General features: G+C 36.1%; 32 protein-coding genes and 1 riboswitch. Of the genes, 12 read left to right on the top strand and 20 right to left on the bottom strand.

Features of this window, described 5'->3' with window-relative positions; genetic code table 11:
* From HP569_RS08185 to HP569_RS08175, 3 genes are all read right to left on the bottom strand, one after another.
* Complete coding sequence (locus HP569_RS08185; protein WP_182200681.1) at nucleotides 1-864, bottom strand: ABC transporter ATP-binding protein; 864 nt, start codon at nucleotides 862-864, stop codon at nucleotides 1-3.
* 18 nt (nucleotides 865-882) lie between these two features.
* Nucleotides 883-1251 carry a GntR family transcriptional regulator gene (locus HP569_RS08180; RefSeq protein WP_182200680.1) on the bottom strand — a complete coding sequence of 123 codons (369 nt, stop codon included), beginning with the start codon at nucleotides 1249-1251 and terminating at the stop codon, nucleotides 883-885.
* A gap of 136 nt (nucleotides 1252-1387) precedes the next feature.
* Complete coding sequence (locus HP569_RS08175) at nucleotides 1388-1924, bottom strand: CueP family metal-binding protein (RefSeq protein WP_182200679.1); 537 nt, start codon at nucleotides 1922-1924, stop codon at nucleotides 1388-1390.
* Between the two features lie 239 nt (nucleotides 1925-2163).
* Between HP569_RS08175 and HP569_RS08170 the strand changes: the two genes are divergently transcribed.
* On the top strand, nucleotides 2164-2943 hold the full coding sequence (locus tag HP569_RS08170; protein ID WP_182200678.1) for a carbon-nitrogen family hydrolase: 780 nt from the start codon (nucleotides 2164-2166) through the stop codon (nucleotides 2941-2943).
* A gap of 38 nt (nucleotides 2944-2981) precedes the next feature.
* On the opposite strand, the gene HP569_RS08165 is transcribed toward HP569_RS08170, so the two are convergent.
* From HP569_RS08165 to HP569_RS14565, 6 genes are all read right to left on the bottom strand, one after another.
* Nucleotides 2982-3410: a DUF4064 domain-containing protein gene (locus HP569_RS08165; RefSeq protein WP_182200677.1), complete on the bottom strand. Its 429-nt coding sequence runs from the start codon at nucleotides 3408-3410 to the stop codon at nucleotides 2982-2984.
* 256 nt (nucleotides 3411-3666) lie between these two features.
* A complete protein-coding gene (thiD, locus tag HP569_RS08160; RefSeq protein ID WP_182200745.1) occupies nucleotides 3667-4464 on the bottom strand; it encodes a bifunctional hydroxymethylpyrimidine kinase/phosphomethylpyrimidine kinase in 798 nt (265 codons plus the stop codon).
* Nucleotides 4465-4493: 29 nt separating this feature from the next.
* A complete protein-coding gene (locus HP569_RS08155) occupies nucleotides 4494-4979 on the bottom strand; it encodes a DUF456 domain-containing protein (protein WP_182200676.1) in 486 nt (161 codons plus the stop codon).
* Between the two features lie 77 nt (nucleotides 4980-5056).
* Entirely contained in the window at nucleotides 5057-5581 is a 525-nt protein-coding gene (locus HP569_RS08150; protein WP_182200675.1) for a type 1 glutamine amidotransferase domain-containing protein, read from the bottom strand.
* 37 nt (nucleotides 5582-5618) lie between these two features.
* Nucleotides 5619-6329: a nucleotidyltransferase domain-containing protein gene (locus HP569_RS08145; protein WP_182200674.1), complete on the bottom strand. Its 711-nt coding sequence runs from the start codon at nucleotides 6327-6329 to the stop codon at nucleotides 5619-5621.
* Nucleotides 6330-6331: 2 nt separating this feature from the next.
* Complete coding sequence (locus HP569_RS14565; protein ID WP_182200673.1) at nucleotides 6332-7342, bottom strand: GNAT family N-acetyltransferase; 1011 nt, start codon at nucleotides 7340-7342, stop codon at nucleotides 6332-6334.
* A 259-nt stretch (nucleotides 7343-7601) separates the two neighbouring features.
* Between HP569_RS14565 and HP569_RS08135 the strand changes: the two genes are divergently transcribed.
* The 5 genes from HP569_RS08135 to HP569_RS08115 all read left to right on the top strand — a co-directional run bounded on the left by HP569_RS08135 (nucleotide 7602) and on the right by HP569_RS08115 (nucleotide 11794).
* Nucleotides 7602-8684, top strand: a complete 1083-nt coding sequence (locus HP569_RS08135) for a Fe(3+) ABC transporter substrate-binding protein (RefSeq protein WP_182200672.1) — start codon at nucleotides 7602-7604, stop codon at nucleotides 8682-8684.
* 183 nt (nucleotides 8685-8867) lie between these two features.
* Nucleotides 8868-10478, top strand: a complete 1611-nt coding sequence (locus HP569_RS08130; protein WP_182200671.1) for an ABC transporter permease — start codon at nucleotides 8868-8870, stop codon at nucleotides 10476-10478.
* Entirely contained in the window at nucleotides 10478-11167 is a 690-nt protein-coding gene (locus HP569_RS08125) for an ABC transporter ATP-binding protein (protein WP_182200670.1), read from the top strand. The genes HP569_RS08130 and HP569_RS08125 overlap by 1 nt, the downstream gene beginning before the upstream one ends.
* Nucleotides 11168-11190: 23 nt before the next feature.
* Nucleotides 11191-11373 (top strand): PspC domain-containing protein, encoded by a 183-nt coding sequence (locus HP569_RS08120; protein WP_182200669.1) that lies wholly within the window; start codon nucleotides 11191-11193, stop codon nucleotides 11371-11373.
* Between the two features lie 43 nt (nucleotides 11374-11416).
* Nucleotides 11417-11794, top strand: coding sequence for an HIT family protein (locus HP569_RS08115; RefSeq protein ID WP_182200668.1), 378 nt, complete (start codon nucleotides 11417-11419; stop codon nucleotides 11792-11794).
* Between the two features lie 90 nt (nucleotides 11795-11884).
* On the opposite strand, the gene murQ is transcribed toward HP569_RS08115, so the two are convergent.
* The 5 genes from murQ to HP569_RS08090 are packed head-to-tail and all read right to left on the bottom strand — an operon-like array spanning nucleotide 11885 to nucleotide 16310.
* A complete protein-coding gene (gene murQ / locus HP569_RS08110) occupies nucleotides 11885-12781 on the bottom strand; it encodes an N-acetylmuramic acid 6-phosphate etherase (protein ID WP_182200667.1) in 897 nt (298 codons plus the stop codon).
* Between the two features lie 49 nt (nucleotides 12782-12830).
* Nucleotides 12831-13973: an anhydro-N-acetylmuramic acid kinase AnmK gene (gene anmK / locus HP569_RS08105; protein WP_182200744.1), complete on the bottom strand. Its 1143-nt coding sequence runs from the start codon at nucleotides 13971-13973 to the stop codon at nucleotides 12831-12833.
* Between the two features lie 2 nt (nucleotides 13974-13975).
* A complete protein-coding gene (locus HP569_RS08100) occupies nucleotides 13976-14878 on the bottom strand; it encodes an N-acetylglucosamine kinase (RefSeq protein WP_182200666.1) in 903 nt (300 codons plus the stop codon).
* A gap of 4 nt (nucleotides 14879-14882) precedes the next feature.
* A complete protein-coding gene (locus HP569_RS08095) occupies nucleotides 14883-15974 on the bottom strand; it encodes a DUF871 domain-containing protein (protein WP_182200665.1) in 1092 nt (363 codons plus the stop codon).
* A gap of 3 nt (nucleotides 15975-15977) precedes the next feature.
* Nucleotides 15978-16310, bottom strand: coding sequence for a PTS lactose/cellobiose transporter subunit IIA (locus HP569_RS08090; RefSeq protein ID WP_182200664.1), 333 nt, complete (start codon nucleotides 16308-16310; stop codon nucleotides 15978-15980).
* A gap of 156 nt (nucleotides 16311-16466) precedes the next feature.
* On the opposite strand from HP569_RS08090, the gene HP569_RS08085 reads away from it, so the two are divergent.
* From HP569_RS08085 to HP569_RS08065, 5 genes are all read left to right on the top strand, one after another.
* Nucleotides 16467-17315: a MurR/RpiR family transcriptional regulator gene (locus HP569_RS08085; protein WP_246367009.1), complete on the top strand. Its 849-nt coding sequence runs from the start codon at nucleotides 16467-16469 to the stop codon at nucleotides 17313-17315.
* A 26-nt stretch (nucleotides 17316-17341) separates the two neighbouring features.
* Nucleotides 17342-17647, top strand: coding sequence for a PTS sugar transporter subunit IIB (locus HP569_RS08080; protein WP_182200662.1), 306 nt, complete (start codon nucleotides 17342-17344; stop codon nucleotides 17645-17647).
* Between the two features lie 18 nt (nucleotides 17648-17665).
* Nucleotides 17666-18949 (top strand): PTS sugar transporter subunit IIC, encoded by a 1284-nt coding sequence (locus HP569_RS08075; protein WP_182200661.1) that lies wholly within the window; start codon nucleotides 17666-17668, stop codon nucleotides 18947-18949.
* Nucleotides 18950-19011: 62 nt separating this feature from the next.
* Nucleotides 19012-19317, top strand: a complete 306-nt coding sequence (locus tag HP569_RS08070) for a hypothetical protein (protein WP_182200660.1) — start codon at nucleotides 19012-19014, stop codon at nucleotides 19315-19317.
* A complete protein-coding gene (locus HP569_RS08065; protein WP_182200659.1) occupies nucleotides 19310-20629 on the top strand; it encodes a 6-phospho-beta-glucosidase in 1320 nt (439 codons plus the stop codon). Before HP569_RS08070 ends, HP569_RS08065 begins: the two co-directional genes overlap by 8 nt.
* 120 nt (nucleotides 20630-20749) lie before the next feature.
* Here the strand turns inward: HP569_RS08065 and thiE are convergent, their stop codons facing one another.
* From thiE to lepB, 6 genes are all read right to left on the bottom strand, one after another.
* The gene (gene thiE / locus HP569_RS08060) at nucleotides 20750-21379 is read right to left on the bottom strand and encodes a thiamine phosphate synthase (protein ID WP_182200658.1); all 630 of its coding nucleotides are present in this window, start codon (nucleotides 21377-21379) and stop codon (nucleotides 20750-20752) included.
* Between the two features lie 3 nt (nucleotides 21380-21382).
* Complete coding sequence (thiM, locus tag HP569_RS08055; protein ID WP_182200657.1) at nucleotides 21383-22192, bottom strand: hydroxyethylthiazole kinase; 810 nt, start codon at nucleotides 22190-22192, stop codon at nucleotides 21383-21385.
* On the bottom strand, nucleotides 22189-23004 hold the full coding sequence (gene thiD, locus HP569_RS08050; protein ID WP_182200656.1) for a bifunctional hydroxymethylpyrimidine kinase/phosphomethylpyrimidine kinase: 816 nt from the start codon (nucleotides 23002-23004) through the stop codon (nucleotides 22189-22191). The genes thiM and thiD (HP569_RS08050) overlap by 4 nt, the downstream gene beginning before the upstream one ends.
* A gap of 116 nt (nucleotides 23005-23120) precedes the next feature.
* Nucleotides 23121-23223: riboswitch (TPP riboswitch) on the bottom strand.
* A 107-nt stretch (nucleotides 23224-23330) separates the two neighbouring features.
* Nucleotides 23331-24359 (bottom strand): spore photoproduct lyase, encoded by a 1029-nt coding sequence (gene splB, locus HP569_RS08045; protein WP_182200655.1) that lies wholly within the window; start codon nucleotides 24357-24359, stop codon nucleotides 23331-23333.
* Nucleotides 24352-24612 carry a transcriptional regulator SplA domain-containing protein gene (locus HP569_RS08040; RefSeq protein WP_182200654.1) on the bottom strand — a complete coding sequence of 87 codons (261 nt, stop codon included), beginning with the start codon at nucleotides 24610-24612 and terminating at the stop codon, nucleotides 24352-24354. The genes splB and HP569_RS08040 overlap by 8 nt, the downstream gene beginning before the upstream one ends.
* A 57-nt stretch (nucleotides 24613-24669) precedes the next feature.
* Nucleotides 24670-25215 (bottom strand): signal peptidase I, encoded by a 546-nt coding sequence (gene lepB, locus HP569_RS08035; protein ID WP_182200653.1) that lies wholly within the window; start codon nucleotides 25213-25215, stop codon nucleotides 24670-24672.
* Nucleotides 25216-25405: 190 nt separating this feature from the next.
* Here lepB and HP569_RS08030 point away from each other — a divergent pair, with 190 nt between their 5' ends.
* Nucleotides 25406-26584, top strand: a complete 1179-nt coding sequence (locus HP569_RS08030; protein ID WP_182200652.1) for a CynX/NimT family MFS transporter — start codon at nucleotides 25406-25408, stop codon at nucleotides 26582-26584.
* Nucleotides 26585-26612 lie beyond the last annotated feature (28 nt).

Here is a 26612-nt window from a genome sequence, read left to right as displayed (position 1 = left end):
TCACAGCTGCCACGACCCCTTTTTACCTTTCATCAGATACATCATATCTTCTAGGGAAGGTTTTTCCACTATCATCTCATGATTGTTCGAAGCAAGTGTTGTGCTATCTCCTTGAAATAGGCCCGTAAATCCTTGCTTTGTTTCACGTACTCCCAAGAAAGCATCACGTCCAATGGCAGTAAGTTGTTCTCTCGTTCCTTTTATTAAATGAAACTCCTCTTCTATCTCGGTCATACTTTTTTGTAGTTTAATTTGTCCATTGTCAATAAATACAATATAATCAGCTAACCGATCTAAGTCGTTTGTAATATGTGTCAAAAAGAAGATTGTTCGTTCTGAATCAAGCATAAGTTCTTGTAATAAATCCATTAGCTCTCGCCTGAACACGGGATCTAATCCGGCTGTTGGTTCATCCATAATGAGTAGCTCTGGATCGTGTGCTAATGCAAAAAGAAGTGATGTTTTCATCTTCATCCCTTTTGAAAATGTTTTTAATTTTTGCTTCATTGGTAATTCAAATGCGCTACGATAACGTTCAAACAGTGTATCATCCCATGACTCATATAGTGGTGCAATGAATTTATACATATGACTAATGGTAAAATTATCATACATATACAACTCATCATAAACGAATCCAATCCGCTGCTTTATTTCTGAATTTGTGTTTGATGATCCAAAGACTTTAATTTCTCCTTGTTTCGGTCGAATCACATCCATTATCATTTGAATCGTGGTTGTCTTTCCGCTACCATTTTGACCAATAAATCCAGTCACATAGCCTTTTGGTATGGAAAAATTCAAATCTTTTATCCAAAATTGATCCAACTTCTCAGAAACATTCCTCACTTCAATAACATCCATTTGAAAGCCTCCATTCTGTTAATCAAAAAATAGATCTATTCTTTCAATAAACGCTTGCTTCGTTAAGCCTATTTGTTGGGCTTTTTCAACGATCTGTTCTAAGTCATTTTCTAATTCTTGTATTTGTCTTTCCTTCAAAATATGCGGTTGCTGGCCTGCAACAAAGGTTCCTTTTCCTACAGAAGAGACGAGAAATCCTTCTTTTTCTAAATCTTCATAAGCACGCTTTGTTGTAATAACACTTACTTGCAATTGTTTAGCAAGTAACCTTATTGAAGGAAGTGCCTCTCCTTCTTTTAATTCTTCTTGATAAATTTGTTGTTTGATTTGTTCTTTTATTTGTTGAAATAGCGGTTCTTTACTCGTGTTAGACAGCAGGATATGCATAGTGTCACCTCACTGTTCATATTGTATATATATTATATGTACAATATATACAAATATAATATATTTGTCAATATAAAACAAATAAAAAAACAGCCCAGTATTTATCTACTGAACTGTTTTACCAACTCGGCGTGTATTATGATAATTGCATTGTCGTGATACACGTATTATCACCTTCGAATGTAGAAATAGCTGAAGTCGTTTCTTTACCGTCATAACTTATTGATACATCATATTCCTTGTCACGTGGTAACCATAAATCGATAAATCCATTCGCTTGTGCTTCCATCGTTTCATCTACAACTGCTTTCCCGTCCTCATCTTCTATATAAACATCAAATGATTCATTTGCTAATTCACCCTGGCAACCTGTTAAACTATGAATCGCGCACGGATGTGTTGTATTAACATAAGGTGCAATCGAAACAAAAAATTCATCACTTGGTAGCTGATACGCTTTTTCACTATTATCACTCGTTGTGACAATTAATTGCTCGGAAGTAATCGAAGCGGCTTCCTTACTCGTTTGATTACTACTATAATCTGCAACTAATTGTTTCACATTTACCTGTTCTGTCGCTTCCTCTTTTTCCTCTGTATTCATATATATATAAACCCCTATGCCGATGACAAAGATTGCTGCAATAAACAAGATGGTTCGAATTTGCTTCATATTAATCACCTTTCCTATTTTATGATTAAATTTTCTTATTTTTCATTCTACCATTTCCTACGATAAAACACTGTGACATTTTTCAAAAAAATACAATTGTAATACAAATGAAATAGATTGTCTCTGAAAAAAATATATTCACGATTATCCAGCGGAAAATTAACAAACGAGTCAATTGACACCGCTTTCTTATGATGGGATAATACTACATTACATAGATATGAGGAGCTGATTTTCTAATGAATCTACGTATGGCTTTATTTCAAATGGATATTGTATTTGGAGAACCGGAAGCAAACAAGAAGAGCATCGAACAATATTTTAAAAAAATCGATTCTACTGTCGACATTGTTGTTCTTCCTGAATTATGGACTACTGGATACGATTTAGATCGACTAGATGACATTGCCGATGAAGGTGCCAAAGATTCGATTGGGTTTTTAAAACAATTAGCTAAGTATTATCATGTGAATATTGTTGGAGGTTCTGTTGCGAAACAAACGTCTAAAGGGGTATCGAATACGATGTTGGTTATAAATCGAAAGGGTGAACTCATTTCAACATATGACAAGGCACACCTTTTCCGATTAATGAACGAAGAAGCCTTTTTAATACCAGGAAATGATACTGGATTATTTTCGATAGAAGATCAACCAAGTGCTGGTGTGATATGCTATGATATTCGTTTCCCAGAATGGATTCAGACACATATGACTAGTGGAGCAGCCATGCTTTTTGTTGTTGCTCAATGGCCACTGGCTAGGATTGATCATTGGAAGGCACTATTAATTGCTCGTGCAATCGAAAATCAGTGCTATGTTATTGCTTGCAATCGCGTTGGAGAAGATCCAAATAACACATTTGGTGGACATTCGATGATTATTAATCCGTGGGGAGAAGTAATTAGACAAGCAGGCACAGAAGAAGAAATAGTCTGTGATTCTATCAATTTATCCGACGTAAATACAATACGAAAAACCATCCCTATTTTCGATGATCGCCGCCCAGACATATACTAAAATGGGACAAAAGGGTCTGACCCCAATGTCCCATTCTATTATAGTGTTGCGATTGGTTCTTTTGGTTTTCTTACTAGTGACATGATACCTGCTGTTAGGTAAAAGACGGATGAAAATGAGCTGATTCCTAGTGGTAATATTACCACAATTGCTGCAGATGTAATGAATAGAATTCCAGCTGCTTTTGGTCTGCTATTTCCTTTAAGAAAAATCATAGCGATAATTCCACAAAGCATAGCTACAATAGAAACAACAATCAAAATTGTTGCACCTGCCCCCATTGAATCAAGAAATGTTTGATAATCTGGTATTGCCAGACCTGGATTTTGCTCTACTACATCATCGTATATAGATTTAACTGTTGCTTCGTTTCCTCTCATCCAAAGCATCGTTCCACCCATAATCGCTGTAAAGCCGTAAACAACTACACCAATAATCCCTATAACAATTTCTGGTGTACGTTTCATAGAAATCTCTCCTTTTTTTATAAAACAATTAATCTTTTTTAATATAGTCTGTTCAATTTTGTAGTGTTGAACACTATATAATATAACAGTAATATAGTATTAGAGAAAGCGAAACTTATGCATTATTTCTAAACTACATTCTAGTATGTTCATACGTACGGAAAGAACAGATGAAATGTTTCAATTTCAATAGAAAATAAGGCTATCAGACTAATTATTTGTAAAATTTAAATTTATGTAAAAACTAAATTCAATTCTATTCATTATTTCTTCTTGCAGCATGGTTAGTAGAGCCAACACCTCGACCAAAGGATAGCGCATGACTTATTGCGGCATGAACGAAATCTTTCGCTAATCCCACCGCTTTTTCGATCGTTTTTCCTTTAGCTAATTCGGCTGCTATGGCAGAAGCATAACTACAACCGGCACCACTTGTATGAATCGTGTTCACTCTCGGTTTTTCATAATACGTGAACGTTTCTCCATCATATAACACATCAACGGCTCGGTCTTTCAGTGCTCCACCTTTGATTAGCACATAATTCGAGCCTAATTGAAACAACGCTTTTGCAGCTTCTTCCATTTCTTCAACATTACCAATTAACGTTTCTCTATTCAATAGTTTTCCTGCCTCATACAAATTTGGTGTAATAATTGTTGCTAATGGAATCAAATTTTCTTTTAATACCGCAATCGCATCATCTGCTAAAAGCTGCGAGCCCATTTTACCGATCATCACAGGGTCTACTACAATCTGTTTAGCAGGACAATCCTGTAACCAAGTTGCAATTTCCTCGATCAGTTCTTTTGAAAAAAGCATACCTGTCTTAATGGCATCTACACCGACATGCTCCAACGCTGCTTCATACTGTGCTCTTACTATTTCTTTATCATGTATAAAAATTCCTTGTTCTGTTTTACTATTATTCGCTACAATGGCAGTAATTGCAGCCATCCCATACACATCACATTCTTGAAATGTTTTTAAATCTGCTTGAATCCCTGCACTACCTTGCGCAGCTGATCCCGCTATACTTAATACCCGTGCTTTCATAGCAAACACCTTACCTTTCTTCTACTACCTTACCAAATAGCCATAGAGACAAAAAACCACACAATCATCATTAATTGAATTAGCACTTTTGCAACAACGCCACCTAAAAAGCCAAATAATGATCCAATTGCAGCTCGAATCGCTTCTTTACCTGTTCGTTTTTGCATCAATTCAATTAGTATGACTACCACAAAAGGGACGATTAAAATACCGAATGGTGGGATGATAAACGAACCAACAATCACAGCTACTCCAGCCGCTCGTTCTCCCCATTTACTGCCACCATATTTTTTAACAAAATATCCATTGGCAAAAATATCAGAAACGATAAGTATAATCGTTAAAATCGCCATCGATGACCAGAATATCCAGGTGAATTCAGGATCAAATGTAAAGTAATATAGTACAAACCCGATCCACAACATGAGTGGAGAAGGAATAATTGGATAGATAATCCCAACAAAACTTAAGATAAAACTCGCAATAATTAAAATCCAAATAATAATATCTAACATATTCACTTACGCTCCTATTCTTAATTAGAAAATGGAGCTGCCACCAATGACAACTCCATCTTAATAAAAGTGAAAATTTAGCCTTTTGCTAATTCATCAGCAAATGCTTTGACATAAGGTGGTAAATCTGGTGGACGACGACTGGAAATAATGTGGCCATCTACAATAACTGCCTCATCATGCCACGTTGCACCAGCATTAGTCATGTCATCTTTAATCCCTGGCGTACTCGTTACTTGCTTTCCTTGTAAAATATCAGCTGAAATCAACACCCAGCCAGCGTGGCAGATTTGCCCGATTGGTTTTTTGTTTTCATCCATATATTTAACAAAATCAATTACTTCTGGGTATCTTCTCAATTTATCTGGCGCCCAACCACCTGGAACTAAAATACCATCATAGGAAGCGACATCTACATATCCAAATGCTTTATCAGAAGTTGCAGGCACACCATATTTTCCAACATATGTTTTATTCGCTTCTTTACCTACTAAATCTACTGTTGTTCCTTCTTCGCGTAGACGTAGTACAGGATACCATAGTTCTAAATCTTCAAAATCATCTTCTACTAATGCAATCACTTTTTTATTAGCAAGACGCATTTTATCCCCTCCTTTATTTCATTAAACAACCCTATTGTTATTCTTTCCCCAAAGAAAAACCTTCAAACAATCTACCACCATGTGGCATTAAAACTTCATCAACGAGGTCGATCAGTGGTTGTTTTTCTCCCTTTCTATAAAAGCGTTCTAACACATTTATATAATGTTCAGCAAAGTCTGGATCATAGCTTTTTAATTCGCGATAAATCCATTTTGACTCACCAACCCATTGGTTATTTATTCGCAAATAAAATTCCTGTAAGGTCGTTGCTAAACTTAATGCAATGCAAATCGTTTCTTCTCGTGTTATTGCACCAACAAAATCATCAACTAGATCGGTCAATGTATAACGCTGAATTTTGATTGTTTCGTCTGACCAATCTGCAGGACCTTTTGCAACAATTTCTTTTGCTTCTGCTTGCATCACTGAAACTATTTCATGATCTCGAATGATGATACCTTCTGCAACGATCCGAGGTAAGGTAGGTCTACCTATAGCCGCATCCATTGAAAAAAAAGAAGAATAGGAAGTGTCGTGATGGACAAATACTTCAATGGGCCATCCGAAAGCTATCAATGATTCACGATAGCTTTGTTCTATTGTATCATCTATGATGACAATATCTAAATCAGAAGTACTTGTTGCTTCGTTTCGAGCGACACTCCCTCCTAAAATTGCCGCGCAACAATTTGGAAAATAACGATCCACAAAAAGTTTAGCCGATTCCAATGCTGATTTTCTCTCCACGTTTAGTCACCCTTTTGATATGCTTCAAGCATGATTTGGGTTATCTTATGCAATGAAGTCGGTAAATTTTCCAATGAAAAATAACGTAATGCTTCACTTTCTCCATCATTCATTTGTAATTCGCCTGATACATCCGTAGTTTTAAAAAGTGAAATAACATGATAAACTTGGTCACCATTCGGATATTTATCATATAAATGATCACCTGATAAAAATTTTACGAAACTTAGATTATTCGCATGCAAGCCCGTTTCCTCTAATAACTCCCGTTTTGCTGTTTCTTCTAAATTTTCACCAATTTCCATTGCTCCGCCTGGTAGTCCCCAGTCATTTGTATCAGAACGCAGCTGTAGTAATAACTCTTGTTTATCATTAAAGACCATTACACCTGCACCAGCCATAATTAATGGTTGTGTCCCAACATATTTACGAAGATCGAGGATATAATTTTTTGTTGAAGCGTTGTTTGGCTTTAATGGCCATTCCTCTGCTAGCATGCTATAGATGGCGTGATCAACAAAATAATCAGCTAATTTTTCCGCTTGTCGTACTCGTCCTTCAAACGTAAATCCTAATCTTTCGGGGACTGACCTGCTTTTCTGATTTCTTATTGCTGCTCTAATTTCTACACGATTCATCCCTAGATCTTCAAAAGCGTGTGTGGTTAATCCGCGAACTACACGAGACATGATCCCTTTGCCTTGATAATGTTCACCCAACCAATAACCAATATGAGCGGTTTTATTCATCCAATCAATCGAGTTGAAACCAGCTATTCCAACAATATTCCTTTTATACATGATAGCTGTCGTCAACGATCTTTTGTCTGCATAACCCATGATCGTTCCATTGATATAATCAATTGTGTCTTGTAACGTCTTTGTTGCATCAACCCATGGCAACCATTCTCTCAAATACGTACGCGATTGATCTGTTAAAGCGAAAATTGTAGCTGCATCGGATCGTTCTAATTTTTTCAGTTGTATTTCTTCATCAATTGTATAGGTAAACAATGTATGTCATCCTCTCTATTTCTAACAATAGCATAACGTGAGAAACGTTTATAGAAGAAAATCAATCTGTCTAAAAGAACAATAAGTAAACCCGCTTCCATTCAACTTTTCATAACTACAACAATCGTTAATAACTACTCATCTTTTCAAATTGGTACGTCTGAGTATTTTCATAAAAAAATTGACATGAAAAAAATTATCAGTAAAATGATAGTGAGAATCAATTTCAATTAAAATATATATAGGGGGATTCATAAAGATGAAAAAACGTCTTTTAATCGGACTTATCTTACTTTTCACTGCTACTCTATTCTTATCAGCATGTGGAAATACAGAAACAGAAGATGCTTCAGAAGGGAAGACAGAGACTAATGAAGGTAAAGAAGAGAGCGATGTTGTAAACCTTTATACTAGTCGTCACTATGATTCAGATAACGAACTTTTTTCAGCATTCACGGAAAAAACAGGTATTAAAGTGAATGTCGTACAGGGTGAATCAGATCAATTAATCGAGCGTCTAAATCGTGAAGGTGAAACGACTAAAGCAGATTTGTTTTTCACAGCTGACGCAGGTCGTTTATATCGTGCAAAAGAAGCAGGCCTATTACAATCAATAGATAGTACGATAATTAACGAAAACATTCCAGACAAGCTACGTGACGCCGATAATCAATGGTTTGGTCTTACGAAACGTGCACGTGTTATTGTCTATGCAAAAGATCGAGTGGACGAGTCAGAGCTTTCAACATATGAAGCATTGACAGATGAGAAGTGGGAAGACAGAGTGCTAATTCGATCATCTGAAAATATTTATAATCAGTCATTACTTGCCTCTTTTATTGAGCTAAATGGTTCAGAAGATGCAAAGTCATGGGCAAACGGTATTGTTGAAAACATGGCACGCGAACCACAAGGTGGAGATAGAGATCAAGCAAAAGCCATTGCTGCAGGAGAAGGTGATATCGCTGTAGTTAACACCTATTACTTTGGAAACATGTTAAATTCTGCAGATCCAGAAGAAGTAAAAGTGGCAGAACAATTATCACTATTTTTCCCGAACCAAGAGACAACTGGAACACACGTGAATATTAGCGGCCTTGGCGTAACAAAACACGCCAAAAATAAAGAAAATGCTATTAAATTAATTGAGTTTTTATCCAGCGAGGAAGCTCAAGTACGCTTTGCTGAAGCAAACTATGAGTACCCTGTTAATCCGAATGCAAAAACATCTGAATTGCTTCAATCCTGGGGTGAATTCAAGGAACAGGATATTAATTTAACTAAACTTGGAGAAAACAATGCGGAAGCCGTAATGATTTTTAATGAAGTTGGTTGGAAATAATATAAATAAGCCTGTTTAGACTGTTTCACTGCTTCCATAGAGTGATGCAGTCTATTTATTTTGTATTTAATTTGCTTGCAATATTCTACTAACAGTCATACACTTTACTAGAAAAATAATTGTTTAACTTAGATTGACGAGGGTGTGTCTACCATTAAACGCGTTCACAAACTATTTATTCATATGAATGTTTGGTCCATATTAACGGTGTTATTCGTTTTTATAACACTTCTTCCAAACGTAAACATTCTTTTCCGATTATTCTCTGAACCTAATCAGAATTGGGAACATATTAAAACATATATGCTACAAGATTACTTAATTACTACACTTATCATGCTGCTTTCCATTGGCGCGCTTACAATAATAATTGGGGTAAGTTTAGCATGGCTAATTTCTGCTTACGATTTCCCATTAAAACGTTTTTTTAAATGGGGGTTAATCTTACCATTAGCGATCCCCCCCTATATAGGAGCATACACATATCACGGATTATTAAACTATACAGGAATCATTCAAACAACATTACGTAATTCATTCGGAATTGATGTGAATCAACGCTATTTTGATATCATGAACATTCCAGGGGCTATTTTCATATATACGATATTCTTATTTCCCTATGTGTTTATGATTACACGTACTTTTCTTGAAAAGCAATCTGCCTCTCTGATCGAAAATGCACGATTGCTAGGTAGGAATTCCGTAGAAATTTTCTTTCGTATCGTTGTGCCAATTTCTCGTGTTGCAATAGTCGGTGGAGTAAGTCTTGTCATCTTAGAATTTTTAAATGATTACGGCGTTGTCAAATACTTCGGCATTCAAACACTCAGTACATCTATCTTTCAAACCTGGTTTGGATTAGGTGATCTTGAATCCGCTATAAAATTAGCCGGGACACTGATGGCCGTTGTGTTCTTTCTTCTAATCATGGAGAAAATATTACGTGGAAGAAAGGAATACAGCTCGACGACTACTAAAATCAGCCCATTAAAGCCTATTAAGTTAACTGGCTGGAAAGCAGTAACAACATCCCTTTATTGTGGAGGTGTTTTTACATTTGCATTTTTAATTCCATTTTTACAGCTGATTATTTGGGTGTTCATGGCTTATGATACCGTTTCCTATAGAGAGTTTTTTGAGACAATAAAGAACTCTATTTTTGTAGCAAGTGTTGGATCTGTAGTTATTGTTATCATTGCTTTGGTAATAGGTAATTTCACCAGACTAAGTAAAGGATTGTTGTCAAAAATTGCAGCAAGGCTCGTCGTTCTTGGTTATTCAATACCAGGTGCAGTCATTGCCATTGGGGTACTTATTATCTTCATTGGATTAGACAAATTACTTATATCCTTTTATGACTTTGTCGGGTTAAACCTAAAAGTATCTTTAAGCACAAGCCTTTTATTGTTATTCTTTGCATATGTGATACGCTTTTTAGCAATTGGATATAACTCGATTGAAGCTGGTTATGCAAAACACGGAAATCATTTCACTGAAGCTTCTCGAATGTTGGGAATGAGCATTACTCAAACCTTTTTCAAAGTGGACCTTAAACTAATCAAAGGTGCTGTATTTAGTGCACTGATTTTATCATGGGTTGAAATTATTAAAGAATTGCCACTAACATTGATACTTAGGCCATTCAATTTTGAAACACTCGCAACCAAAGCTTTTCAATACGCAGGAAATGAAATGATCCAAGAAGCTGCGATGCCTTCTATTGTTATCGTTATGATTAGTGTCATTTTTATCTTTTTTCTACATTATATTATGGAAAAGGAGCAATCGTAATGTACATTCAAATTAAAGACCTTTGCTTTGCATATAATAAATCAAGCAAACTGGCAGTAGATCATTTTACAATTGATTTAGAAAAAGGAGGAATTCTATCCATCCTTGGAGAAAGTGGTAGTGGGAAAAGTACTATCCTTCGATTACTCGCTGGTTTAGAAGTTCCTACTGCTGGTTCTATTACCGTTGGCGATGCTGTTCTATCTAACGATAATACATTTGTTTTACCAGAAAAACGAGGTATTGGGATGGTCTTTCAAGATTATGCATTATTTCCACATATGACGGTTGCTCAAAATATTACATTTGGTTTAAAAAAAGGTGGACGTAAAGAGAAAAAGCAGCGATTAAATGAGATGCTGGAGCTAGTAAACTTAACAGATTACGAAAAGCGCTATCCACATGAATTAAGTGGTGGCCAGCAACAACGAATCGCTTTAGCAAGAGCCTTAGCTCCCAATCCTGTTCTTTTGTTATTCGATGAACCATTTAGCAACCTAGATGCCAACCTACAATATAAAATTAGAGAAGAACTAAGACTAATTCTTAAAAAGACTGGCATAACCTCTATTTTTGTTACACATGATGAAAATGATGCTAGAACATTAGCTGACAAAATGGTCATCCTACAAAAAGGAAAACTAATTAAATCTGGTCGTCCTTGTGACATGCTTAGTCCGCTTAACTAAAATAAGTGAAAAGGGGAATAGTTATGCAGAATAAATTACGAAGGTCTTATAAAGACAGGGCTATATCTGGTGTTTGTGGTGGAATTGCTGAATTTTTCGGTATCTCTTCTCTCGGAATAAGAATACTCTTTATTATCTTACCATTAAATTTGCTTATTTATATCATACTTGCCAATACCATACCAGATAGTCCACCATCATTATAAAAGATTTGTATTATCTTATACTATTTGCCTAGGGAGATTCGAAATGAAAGATTGCTTATTTTGCTATCCAGAATTAGAACCATCTCAAAATGTGATTATGAGTAATACACATTGTATGTTTTTACAACTAGATCAAGCGAAAGAAAAACGAACTAAACTTAAAGGTGCAGGAATAATTGTGCCTAAGAAGCATAGAGAAACAGCATTTGATTTAACACGTGAGGAATGGGATGCAACCTATACATTGCTCCAAGAAGTAAAAACTTACTTAGACAAAACCTATCAACCTCAAGGATATAACCTTGGATGGAATTGTGGCGCAGTTGCAGGGCAGCACATATTCCACTCGCATTTTCATGTGTTACCTAGATATGAAGATGAACCACTTGCCGGTAAAGGGATTCGGTATATGTTTAAATAGATCTCAAAAAGCACACTTAATCCATAACAGCATAAATTAAGTGTGCTTAATATCTTTTGGGAAGTGTTTTTTAATTTTAATTAATTTATATTAAACAGACAGCGCCTTTGCTATATTACCTTTACAATCTTCTAATTTCACTTTTGCCTGATCTACAGAAATTCCTAATAATAATACTAGAATAGAAACTTTTACATCTCCATCCGCTTCTTCATTCACTTTTCTTGCTGTATCCTCATCTACATCTGCTATATCTTTTATAATCTCAATGGAGCGATTTCTCAATTTTTTGTTAGTCGCCTGCACATTTACCATTAGATTTTTGTATACTTTCCCAGTTTGTATCATGGTTGCAGTAGATATCATGTTCAACACCATTTTCTGTGATGTTCCTGCCTTGAGTCTAGTTGATCCAGTTAATATTTCTGACCCTACGATTAACTCAATTGGAAAATCCACCAAATTAGATAACTCCGTACCCCCATTACATGAAATTCCAATTGTTTCATTTCCTGTTTTTCTCGCTTGCTTCATAGCTCCTAGCACATAAGGCGTATAACCACTTGCTGCAATCCCTATGACGACATCTCCCGGATGAACATATCTCATAACATCCTTCGCACCCGAAGCTTCACTATCTTCAGCATCTTCTATTGCGTGTCTCAAGGCTCGATCGCCTCCTGCAATTACTCCTTGAAAAAGGTCTGTACTTACACCAAAGGTAGGAGGGCATTCGGATGCGTCTAATACTCCGAGTCTGCCACTTGTACCCGCACCAAAATAAATGACACGATGTCCCCCTTCAACCGCTCTAACTGTCGAAACAATTGCTTTTTCTATTTGTGGCAACGCTTCTTCTACTATTAACGCTACTTTTTTATCTTCTTCATTCATTAACTGAACGATTTGTTTAGTAGAGTATTCATGAAGATTCTCAGCCTTTTCATTCTTCATTTCTGTTGATAATTGTTTATTTGTCCCACACATATATCCTTCCTCCGGTATCTTTTGTTTTAAAACAGTAATCTTTTAAATTCTATTTAGGGGGTAAAGTGAATTGCCCTAATATTACAGCTTCTCTTGCGCCAGTTGCACTTGGTACGTTAGCGTATTGTTTATGGTATGTTTCATTTGCAAGTAGTGCAAAACCAATCGCTTCTTTATAATCTTCTGATATACCTAGCCTATAAGTCGTTGTTACATTTAGTTCAGGCAATAACTCTTGCAACATTTGAAGCATTGTTTTATTGTTTGCACCACCACCACTTACTAGTACTTCATCAATTTGATAGTATGGTAATATGAAATGTTTGTAAGCATTTGCTATAGAACATGCACTTAAGTAAGTCACAGTAGCAACAATATCTTCCGTCGACATTGAATGGTTTTCTTTTAGAATCTCATTTGCATACTGTACACCAAAATCTTCTCTTCCTGTTGACTTTGGTGGTTGCTTTCTAAAGAAAGGATGTGTCAACCACTTTTCTATAAGATCCTTGTTTACTACTCCCCTAGATGCTATTTCCCCATCTTTATCAAAATTCACATTCAGTCTCTCTTTACATATCGCATCTATAATCATGTTCCCAGGACCGGTATCAAACGCAATAATTTTGTTTAACGTACTATTAGCAGGCACAACAGTGACATTTCCTATTCCACCGATATTTTGTAGCACTCTTCCTCGTTCTTCGTTGTGAAACAATAAATAGTCAATATAAGGAATTAATGGAGCACCTTCTCCTCCAGCAGCAATGTCCATACTCCTAAAATTGGAGATAACCATCGTGTTTGTTTCATAAGCCAGTACAGATGCGTCACCAATTTGTAAAGTAGAACGAACAAGGTCATTATTACCTTTTGGCATATGATAAAGTGTTTGCCCATGTGATCCAATTAAATCTAATTTACTCAGTGGAAGATTGGCTTTGTTACAAACTTTCTTTACTGCCTCAGCATATAAATAGCTAATTTCAAAATTAAGGCTGCATAGTTGTTCAACATTTGAAGTGTCTTTATTACTAGCTTGAAGTAATTTTTCTTTCATTCTGGAATTAAACGGTAGTTCATTTGTTTCCAAAATTTCTAATTTAGTTTTGCTCCCGTAACCATCTACTTTAATTAAAGCAGCATCTATACCATCTAAAGAAGTCCCTGACATTAATCCTACTATAAGCAAACTCAAATTAACCGCTCCTCTGCATTTTCCCAAGCTGGCCAAGCCCCTACAACAACTTGTTCCTCTGACACACGAAAAGATACGTCCAAGCCTAGTTTTATAAGCTTTTCTTTATATAAAGATTGTATGAGTTGATTTTTAACTAAAAGGCTACCCATACATACTACAGAAATACTACTCTTAAATCCTACCTGTTTTACTAAGGTCATCGTCTGAACTGCTAATGATTCCGCAGCTTCTTCAAACAAAGAATAAGCAAACTTATCATTTTTAGAAGCTAATTTTGCAACATCTTCAGACAAGGAGGCTATTTTATCCTTTTTATTTGAATACACAAAACGTTTAAGATCATTTGAAGACTTAACCCCACAGATCAAAGCTACCTTGGATGTGAAAGAGGAGGAAAGTCCACCCTGATCAAATTCTTTTGCTATTTCTTTAAGCGCTAACATTCCAATATGATATGAACTACCCTCATCACCAAGTAAATGTCCCCATCCACCGACAGAATAAAATTCATTTCTATTCTTTGCAATAATTACAGAACCTGTGCCCGCAACGGTTAGTATCCCATCCGAATTACCATGTAAAGCATAGTAAGCTAACTCAACATCGGTTAGCACATGAACAGGTAGCATAAATTGCTTTTCCAAATCTTCTTTAACAGTATTCTTTAAGTCACCTTGTCCAACTCCCGCAATACCTGCTACAATTCCTACACATTGACTTTTGTACTCAGTATGCAGACAAGAATCAATCGTCCTTTTAATATTATTTATTGCAACATGATAATCAACAGATACATTCCCATGACCTGCTATATTTTCTACTAAAAGCTCCTTTTGCTTCGACACGACCGCACCAAAGGTTTTCGTGCCTCCAGCATCAATCCCAATGATATACATATCATCACCTATCAAATTCAGAAAAAGCGAATTTATCCCACGGCTTAAAGTAATCTAGTAAAAATATTTCTTCTTCTTTAATTCTACCTACAACATTTGTTTTGCCTGAGTTTTTCATATCTTTTAAAGCTATTTGTAATTCACCTTTGTATTGTCTATATAGATCATTTTCTATCATTATGTCCCCACGTTTAATATCGCGAGTACCATGTGGAGGGAAATCCTCTCCTTTATACTTCACTCTACTTTGAGTAGATCTAATCATATATTCAGATACATCTCCACGATAAAAATGTGGTTCTTCAAGTACAATTTTCTTTTCTAATGATGTCGTTGCTTCTTCCAATAAAATATTTAAAGTGATTTTTTCTCGATTGATTTTTCTAAGTGCAAGCATTTCTTCTTCTGAAGCATAACAGTTACTAATTATAACATCATCAATTAATCCCGTTGCAAATAAGTGTTTTGCCTGAACATCTATAGGTAATTCTCGGTGCATTTCAAGCGTTGGTAGCCCTTCCATAATTGGCCACGGTCCAAAACTAGCTGAATGCGAAGAAACAAAAGCTGCCGTTCTTAACCCATGCTTCTTAAATTTCTCACTACACGCTATAAAAAAGTCATAAGATAGCCCTGAGTAATTATGCGGATAAAAATTATGACAACCAATAAGCTTTTGATTATTAGGACGATAACTCATTATATTTTCTAAATAATTAGTAGCGTTACTCATATTAATCTCTATATAAAGATCATATGGGTTATACGTCATTTGAGCTTCTTCGTTGCCAGTATAACCAAGATCAAGGCGAATACCGTCTACACCTAAATCTTCAAAGAAAGATAGATCATTATATGAGATATCAAGCTCGTTAAAAATACGTGGGCTAATATCACAAATGACCTCCATTCCACATTCTTTTGCAAATGTAATAGATTGTTTAAAATCATCTATTATTTGATCTTTATTTTCATCTACAGATAATAAACAAGTAAAAATGCGACTAAATCCGTAGTCACTTGCTTTTTTAATATAATTTATATCTTCTTCTACGTTTGAATGATTAGGATAAATAGAAATACCAAGACGTTTCATGAATTAGTCCTCCTTTAAGTTTGATTCAAGCATAAATATTCTTTGCTGCATCTTTATCATGTTCTCGATCAAACTAATCTCACTTATTGAAGTCATTAAGTGATCCTGTGCATGAACCATTAGCAAAGACATATCCACTTTTTCTCCATTAATTTCAGATTGAATTAATTTTGTTTGCGTGTTGTGCGCTTCAGTAAGCTTATTATTTGCTTCTTTTATTTTTTCTGCTGCTAATTCAAAATCTCCATCATAAGATGCTTCTAATGCTTCATAGGCAATAGCTTTTGCATCTCCACCGTAAGAAATAATTGTAAAAATAGACGTTTCTGTATCCATCTTTCATCCTCCTTTTATCAATTCATACTTTTATGATAACACATTTTAAAATTTTATTTCATTATTTTTTATAAAAATATTGAATTTATTTTTCATTTGTTTTATAATACAAATTGTTGAAAGCCTTTTCAAATAATTTGCATGAAGGAGGTGTTTGTGGTTCAAGTTCTATCTATTGTTAAATCTTACCAAAATGAATTTACAAAAACAGAGAAAGTTGTCGCAGATTTCATTTTAGAAAATCCAAGTATTGTAGTTTCTCTGACCACAAAAAATTTAGCAGTTCAAACTGGCACTAGTGAAGCGGCGATAATTAGATTTTGCAAACGAATTGGAATAAACAGTTTTACAGATTTTAAGATTGCACTTGCAAAGGATCTAGACTTTAACAAAGAAGAGCCTTTTTATGATTCACCAATTCAGTTAGAAGATGATACACAAGATCTAGTAAACAAAATATTTTCTAGATCAAGTCAAGCCTTGCAAAACACATCACAACTTTTATCTATTGAGGAGTTGGAAAAAGCAATCGATTTAATTCATTCTGCAAATAGAGTATATCTCTATGGTGCAGGGGGTTCTTCAATTGTCGCACAGGATTTCACGTTGAAATTATTACGAATTAATATAACAGCCTCACATCATCAAGATATCCATGTTCAAATGATGAGCGCGGCTAATATGAACAAGGATGATGTTTTATTTGTAGTAAGTACCTCAGGTGAGACAAAAGAAGTTCTAGAATTATTGACAGTTGCAAAAGAAAGAGGCACACCAGCAATTCTTTTAACACAGAAAAAGAAATCAAAAGCTCGCAATAAGGCAAATGTAATCCTTGATACATCACTAGAAGAGCAAAGTATTCGTATCGGAACAACAGCAGCTAGACTTACACAATTAGCAATAGTAGATACTTTGTTCACAGGTATTTGTATTCGTAAAGGCGATAAAATTTACAACTATATCTTTGATACACACGATGCAACATCGCGAAGAAATGATTAATACATTATTTAAAGGAGATGGGGGAAATGAACGTACTATTTGTTTGCGCAGGCGGCATGTCTAGTGCAATTGTAGTTAAAGCACTTAAAGAAGAAGGGAAAAAACATGGGCAAGATCTCCATGTCCACGCGATTGGATCCAATGAAGTTGCCGAAGAGATTAATAATAATTGGGATGTATGCATGGTAGCCCCACAAATTAGACATCGATTTAAACAGATCAATCAACAAGCAACAGAAGCAGGTGTACCTTGTGAAGCGATTCCGCCTCAAGCATATACACCTATGGGCGGACCACTTCTATATAAAACATTAAACGAATTAGTAGAATAGTATAGGAGGTACAAAATCATGAGTAAATTTGTGAATTTTTTAGAGAATAACTTATCTGCACCTATGGCACGACTTTCAGAACAAAGACACCTACTAGCAGTCAGAGATGGTGTTATATCTTCTTTACCTTTTATTATCGTAGGTTCTTTTTTCTTAATTTTTGCTTTCCCTCCGTTACCCGAAAGCTGGGCTATAACACAGTGGGCAGCAGAACACGCCGCTGATATACTGATTCCTTACAGAATGACGATGTTTATCATGTCATTATACGTAGCATTTGGAATAGGGTACAATCTAGCTAAGTCATACAAGGTTGATCCTTTATCTGGTGCACAAATTGCTGTAGCAGCTCTATTACTTACCATCACTCCGTCAGTTGTAGAGGAATTAGGCTTTGTTTTACCAATGCAATATTTGGGGGGACACGGGTTATTTGTAACTATAATTGTTTCCATAATATCTGTTGAAATTTTCAGGGTCTGTAAACAGAAACGAATAACAATCAAGCTTCCTGAGCAGGTACCTTCATCTGTATCAAGATCTTTTGAAGCACTGATCCCTGTAGCCATCGTTATCTTTTTAATGACATTAATTACTGTAGTAATGGGTGTGAATCTTCACCACCTAGTTGATAAGATTGCAGCACCTTTAGTTACAGCAGGAGATAGTTTATTTGGAGTATTAGTACCTGTATTTCTTATTACTTTTTTCTGGTCTTTTGGTATTCATGGTGTATCTGTAGTTGGATCCGTAGCAAGACCTCTATGGGAAGTATATCTAGTCAACAACTCAGAAGCCGCCGCAAACGGGGCAGCTACATTACCTCATATTGCACCAGAAACATTTTATCAGTGGTTTATTTGGATTGGCGGATCTGGGGCTACATTAGGATTAGTTATCGCTATGTTATTATTCGCCCGATCAAAATATATGAAAAACCTTGGTAAAACGGTTATCGTACCAAGTTTATTCAATATTAACGAGCCTGTAATATTTGGTATGCCAATTGTACTTAATCCATTATTAATTATACCTTTTATCGTTACACCTTTAATTACTGCAACATTGTCTTATTTCGTTGTATCATTTGGTTGGATAACACCGACTTACATTATGCCGCCTTGGACACTGCCAGCACCAATCGGAGCATACCTATCTACCGGTGGTGATTGGAGAGCAGTAGTGTTAGTTCTAGTAAACATCACTATTTCTGTTTTGATTTATCTTCCGTTTTTCCGTTTATACGATAAGAAGATGATAGCTATGGAACAGGACGATAGTACAAATACTGTACAGAATTAAAATTTATAGTCAAGATAATGAAGGTGTTAGCATCTTCATTATCTTTTTTAGGAGGGACAGAAATGAGCAAACAACTATTAATTCCACGGATAAGCTTTAAAGGTGTTTTTATATTTATGATTATCATGTTAATAAGCTTACTTACATTAACTGCACCTTTACAATCCATTGGCTTATCAGCAGTAATGAGTTATTTTATTGCAACTACTATTGGAGCAACGGCAGGCAGTATGCTTGTACTACTAAAAATTGATGCAAAAGAAGAAGATAAACCATTGCTTATGAAGCGCATCGTATTATCTCTTATCATCGGGGTAACTTCCAGCGCACTGATGACCTTTGTCTTTGGTGGTGATTTAATTGGATAAGAAAGGAATAAAAATTGTAACAATCGGGGGAGGCTCTAGTTACACACCTGAATTTGTTGAGGGGCTAATCAAACGATATGACGAATTACCTGTTAGAGAATTATGGCTTGTCGACATTGAAAATGGTAAAGAAAAATTAGAAATCGTTGGTCATTTGGCTAAAAGAATGGTAGAAAGATCCGGGTTACCTATTCAAATTCATTTATCACTTGATCGAAAAGAAGCATTAAAAAATGCTGACTTTGTTACGACTCAAATTCGTGTAGGTTTACTAGATGCCAGGATTAAAGATGAGAGAATACCTTTAAAACATGGAATGATCGGACAAGAAACTAATGGAGCGGGTGGAATGTTTAAAGCATTAAGAACCATTCCTGTACTATTAGATATCGCTAAAGATATACAGCGATTATGTCCCAAAGCTTGGCTAATTAATTTCACCAACCCTGCAGGCATGGTGACAGAAGCACTTTTAAAACATAGTGAACACAAAAAAGTAATCGGTGTATGTAATGTCCCAATTAATATGACATACTCTATCGCTTCTTTGTTACAAGTAGACCCTGAAGATGTTCATATAACATTCGGTGGTCTTAACCATATGTTATACGGCCTTGATATACAAGTAAATGGTGTTTCTAAAATTAAAGATGTAATAGAGCTAATGTCTTCTGCGGAAAATCAGTTATCAATGAAAAATATTGCACCGCTTCCTTGGGATAAGGACTTCCTAAATGCGTTGCAAGCAATACCTAGTCCCTATCATAGATATTATTATAAAACAGAAGCTATGCTGAAAAAAGAAATACTAGAATTTAATCAAGGCAAAACACGAGCGGAAGTAGTAAAAGAAACAGAAGCAGAATTATTTGAGTTATATAAAGATAAACATTTAGATATTAAACCGCCACAATTAGAAAAACGTGGTGGCGCTTATTATAGCGACACAGCTTGTAATCTTATTTCTTCTATATACACAGACAAACGAGATATTCAAACATTAAATACAAAAAACAATGGAGCTATTTCTTCTTTACCTGATGATACTGTTGTAGAGGTTAATTGTATAGTTACAAGAAACGGACCAATACCATTATCGGTCGGCCCTTTACCAATATCGGTTCAAGGCCTTGTTCAGCAAATAAAATCTTTTGAATTAACAACAGTTGATGCTGCAGTTACAGGATCTTACGACAAAGCTCTTTTGGCGCTATGCATTAATCCACTCATTACAGATGATAAAAAAGCAAAATTAATTTTAGATGAAATGCTAGAAGCACATAAAGATTATTTACCTCAATTTTTTAATTAAGAATGTATTGGTTAATGGCTTCATTACATGTTACAAGTTTTGAATGAAGACTAAAATTAAGACGTTAGTAAAAGCACAGACTTTACTAGTCTGCGCTTTTACTACTCCTTACCTCATGTTTTACATATGCAATCTCCTTGCAGCGCTAGCTGGATCCTCTGCTAAACTAATAGCAGAAATCACGGAAACGCCATCCGCTCCAGCAGCTCGAATCGCAGCTACGTGAGACGCATCAATACCACCAATCGCTACCATCGGTGTATCACCAATTCGCTGCCTCATTTCTTTTAGTCCATCTAAACCAATCGGTTCCTTGGCATCTTTTTTTGTGCCTGTAGCAAAAACAGGCCCAGCGCCAATATAATCTGCACCAGACTTAGCCGCTTGCTCCGCTTCTTTTATATTTGTCGCAGACACTCCAATAATAAATGAGCTTGGGCAACGTTGCTTTACTTCATCAATCGCTGCGTCTTCCTGCCCAACATGCACACCGTCTGCCATCACCTCTATCGCAAGGTCGACATCATCATTCACAATAAATGGGACATCGTATTCCTTACATAATGTTTTCATTTCCTCTGCTAATAAACGTTTATCTTTGCCAATTCGTGCACCGTCTCCCTTTTCTCTAAATTGAAACATTGTGATACCACCATCCAGTGCAGCTTGCAATACCTTTAGTGGGCCTTGATCTCCAACATTATTACTACCCATAATAAAATAAACTGCTAAATCCTCTCTCTGAAACATTTTTTATCCCTCACCTAAAATATGATGCTTTATTTTCGCATGTCTTGAAACGTCCTCGCTTGTAGTTGACGCTAGCGCATCTAAAAATGCAAGTTGAAAGCTACCTGGGCCTTTCGCTTGTTGAGCAGCTTTTTCTGCAGCAACATTGTAATAAACAACGGCAGCGGTTGCTGATTTAACAATATCCTCACCTGTTGCTAAAAATGCTGCAATAACAGCACCTAGTAAACAGCCTGTTCCTGTTACTTTCGTCAATAGCTGCGTACCATTTGACACTTCAAATAAAGCTTTACCATCCGTGATCACATCTTTTTCTCCGGTCACCAATACAGGAATGCCCAAGGTTTGCTCTGCTTGACGTGCAATTGATTTATTGTCAAAGGAACCCGATGAATCTACTCCGCGAACTTGGGCTTCTAATCCTGCCAGTTGGCTAATTTCACCAGCATTGCCACGGACCAGTGTTATCTTCACTTCATTTAGAATTTGTGATGCTACTTGATTTCGAAAAGGTGTCGCACCTACTCCGACTGGATCAAAGACAACTGGTATACCTTTTGCATTGGCTGCTTTTCCTGCTTCAATCATCGCATCCACTTGGTCACTCGTTAATGTACCAATATTTAATAGCAAGGCATCTGCATTCCCTGCCATGTCCCCCGCTTCCTCTATTGCATTAGCCATCACTGGTGAAGCACCTAGTGCATACAGTCCATTCGCTGTAAAATTAATCACTACTTGGTTTGTAATATTATGCACCAACGGATTTTTCCGACGAACGTCATTAATCAGTGTTGTTAGACTCATGTTCATTCCTCCCCTTGATTTGGTAGTCCTTTTAATCGGTAGCCCCAATGATTCGTTGGGCCATTTCCTTTCCCAATATTTAATGGATATTGAATTGCATCAGTAATAAATTGTTTCCCAACTTTTACTGCTTCTAGCGTTGATTTCCCTTTGGCGAGCTCAGCTGTAATCGCGGCTGAGAAGGTACAGCCAGTTCCATGCGTATGCTTCGTGTTAATTCGATCGGCCTCTAGAAAATGAAATTCTCTATCATAAAATACATCAACTGCTTTTCCATCTAAATGTCCACCTTTCACAACGACAGATGTTGCACCTAGTTCTTCTACAATGACTTTTGCTACTTTTTTCATATCTTCTTCGTTTTGAATCGTAAAGTCTACTAAGATTTCAGCCTCAGGAATATTTGGTGTGACAACCGTTGCTTTAGGTATTAAAACATCGCGAATAACTTGACGGGAGCTCTCTTCCATTAATGCATCTCCACTAGTAGAAACCATTACTGGATCAATGACATACGGTATACTCTCTGTGGACACATATTTTGCAATAAGCTCCATCATATCAATTGTTGAGATCATACCTGTTTTAATTGCGTAAGGTTTAATATCTTGAAAAACAGCATCTAACTGCTTTTCAATAAAATCAATTGGTAAATGATGCACAGCCTGTACCCCTTGCGTATTTTGAGCAACGGCAGATGTTAGCACACTCATACCGTAAACTTCCCGTTCTTGAAAGGTTTTCAAATCAGCTTGAATGCCAGCACCACCTGTTGGGTCTGTTCCTGCAATCGTTAAAGCACTGATAATATGGGACATTTCCTCTCCTCCTCCATAATCAAATACATGATAAAGTAAAACTGCGATAAATTAGAAAAACCACTCCAAAAAAAATGGAGTGGTTGAATGTATATAACTATCTTGCTGTACAAATCTATGCACCGACTCCACTTTCCTACGCTGGCATGACCCAGTTCAGGTTCAAAGGGACCAAAGAACATTCTTTATCTCAGCCAAATGGCGCCCCTAGTGGTTTCTATATTATTCCTATTGTACCTCTAATTAATCATGATTTAGTCTATTTGTCAAACATATGCTGTTCAACACTATTATCTCTATTCTGAAATAAACAGCCTTCTCGATTATCATGTGAAGTATTCAATCGATGCAGTTGGAAATAGTTTTTTTATCGTTTCAACAAATACTTGCTTCATCTCTTCTTGCTCTTGATCTGTATAAACATACTTCCAGATACCGTATCTTCCCCACTTCGTTTTTCGCTTCGATTCATCTAATTCCAATTTTGTCATTGGGTAATTTTTTTGAATCACTTTCTTTGCTGGCTTAGTAAAGCGATGTTGGATCAGTTCAAAAGTTAAATCTTTTTTCGCTTCTGCTGGCAGTGTTTCTGCTAATTTTTCTAGCATGGAAATATATCCTTCTCGCCAACCTTCGTGCAAATAAATGGGTGCAATAATAAAACCCAACGGATAGCCAGCATGAGCAACCTTTGCAGCTGCTTCGATTCGTTCATGTAACCTTGATGTTCCTGGTTCAAAAAATTTAATTACATAATCATCATTAATACTAAAACGAAAACGGGTTTTCCCTCGATGATCAGCATCCAATAAATGATCTACATGTGCAAACTTTGTTACGAAACGCAATCGTCCGTGATCAGATCTCCCAAAATATTCAATTGCTTCTTTTAACGTATGTGTTAGATGATCGATCCCTACAATGTCCGATGTACAAGATGCTTCAAAACGAGTTATTTCAGGTGCTCTTTCTTTCATGTATTCTTCTGCTGCATCAAAAATCTCTTCAGTATTCACATACGTACGAATATACGGCTTACTTCCCATTGTAGTTTGTAAATAACAATAATGACAGTGCCCCATACAACCTGTTGCAAACGGGATGGCATACTCAGCTGAAGGTTTTGACGTATCAAATTTCAATGTTTTTCTAAGACCTACCACAAGCGTTGATTTAGCATTTCGATACTTTTGAAAATCATTATCGCCTGGTAAGTTTCTAACTTGATTATGTGACGTTGTTTCTCTAATCTCCACATCCATATTAGAAAATTTTTTATACAAAGTTTTCCCTAATGGATAGTCCATCGCTTTTGGTTCAAAATAAACTAATTGAGGGACAAATGGCTTAACCATAATATCCCTCAACTTCTGCATCACCAAATGCTTGTTGAAAAGCCGTCTCTGCTTCATGCTCCGTCTGATAAATTGCAATTTCTTCAGAGAGTGGGTAATACGTTTCATATATAAATAATGCTAGCTCATTTGGACGTTCAGGATTATTAACCACGGCGGCTTGTTGTACATTTGCAGCACCTTGAACGTGAGGATTTCTAATAATCACATAAGCGATATCACCAGGATGAAAAGAATTGTTTTCTATTTCCATGTATTTCACCTAACTTTCTATAAGTTAGGTGTAGTATTTCCATCATTTTAAAAAATATTATTCCGGTATTCCAATAGCGTTTATAGGCCAAATACGAAAGACAACATCACCGATTACTGAATCTTCATCAATAAACCCAAACCTACGACTATCTCTACTGACCGGACGATTATCACCTAGAACGAACAAGTAACCATCCGGAACGGTCATCTCGCCTGTAATTTGCTTCAATGTGAAATTCTCTGTGAAAGAATTACCGAAAACTGCTTCTTTATGATCACTTAAATACTCTTCTTGGTATGCAGTGCCATTAATATATAATGTGTCATCCTTCATCTCGATAGAGTCACCAGGCAAACCAATCACACGCTTCACATAATTCTCTTCGGCATCTGGAGCTTGGAAAGCAATCTCATCAAACCGATCAATCGGAGTAACTTTACTAATCATAATCCGATCACCATCTTGTAATGTTGGAAGCATAGATTCACCCTTAACAATTGAAGGGGTAACTAAAAATTCTCGAACGACAAAAACAATGACTAGTGCAATAACGATTGCTTTTAGCCAAGAAAATAATTCACGCATAAATCCTTTAAACATATACCGCCACTTCTTTCTATATGATCTATATTTTATTAAAGTATCATTTCTATTATTCTATCACTTATAGGTATCGTTATGTGAATGAAACATTTTATTTATTTCACGAATTTTCAAGCGTAGTTGCTAGACCAACGCCGCTGCCCTATACTATCCTTATATAGCATTTTATTGATTTGGAGTTGTTATCATGTCTAAACGTTTCTCAACACGAGATATTTTATTTGCTGTCGGCATTATTCTCGTTGCATTCAATTTACGTCCCGCCATCACATCTGTTGGTCCATTAGTTGGGACCATTCGTGATGAAATGGGGTTAGCAAATTGGAATGTTGGTCTCATTACTAGCTTACCATTATTAGCTTTTGCAGTTATGTCACCATTAGCCCCAAAACTACGTAATCGAGCAGGAAATGAACTTACCATTCTAATTGGTTTAACCCTTCTTTTCCTAGGAATTATTGCTCGTATCATTTCGCATAGTTTTCCGCTTTATATAGGGACTACTTTTGTTGGATTGGGAATTGCGATTTGTAATGTGTTATTACCTGGTATTATTAAAGAAAAATTCCCCAACCACATCGGTCCTATGACAGGCGTCTACACCACTTGTATGTCTATTTTTGCAGCAATCGCTTCTGGTGTAAGTGTACCACTAGCTAAAACAGCAGGATTAGGTTGGGAATATGCATTAGCTATTTGGTCTATTTTGACACTAATCGGACTTATCATATGGTTTATTTTATACCGAACCCAACCAAAAACAGCAGAACGGGATTTCTTTGCAACAACTGGAAGCAGTCTTTTTCGTTCCTTTTTAGCATGGCAGGTTACATTATTTATGGGATTACAGTCTTTTTTATTCTATGTAACTATTTCTTGGTTACCAGAAATTCTACAAGCGCAAGGCGTTTCAGTCGCAACTAGCGGTTGGCTATTATCATATATGCAATTTGTTGGTTTGCCAGCCACATTCTTAGCTCCAGTTATTGCAGGTCGTTTTAAAAAACAACAAGGGATTATAATTACGCTAGGATCCATGGCAATTATCGGTTACAGTGGTATCTTATTAGTAAATACTTTTAATTGGCTTGTTCTATTTATCACATTAATTGGACTTGCACTCGGCGGAAGTATTAGCTTAGCTCTTGCATTATTAGGACTACGAGCAAGAAATGCAAAACAATCAGCAGAGCTATCTGGCATGGCACAATCATTCGGTTATTTACTTGCAGCAATCGGACCTATATTGATTGGATCTATTTATGATTTTAACCAATCATGGACGATTCCAATCATCGTCATTCTATTTATTTCTATTGTCATGATGGGATTCGGCATTGGTGCAACAAGGGATAAATATGTGTGATTTTTTAAAAAAATATACTAATCAGAAG

The sequence above is a fragment of the Paraliobacillus salinarum genome (genome assembly GCF_014083865.1).
GTDB classification, from domain to species: Bacteria; Bacillota; Bacilli; order Bacillales; family Amphibacillaceae; genus Paraliobacillus; species Paraliobacillus salinarum.
Note: the sequence above shows the minus strand (reverse complement) of the source record. Positions and strands in the feature narration are given on the sequence as shown.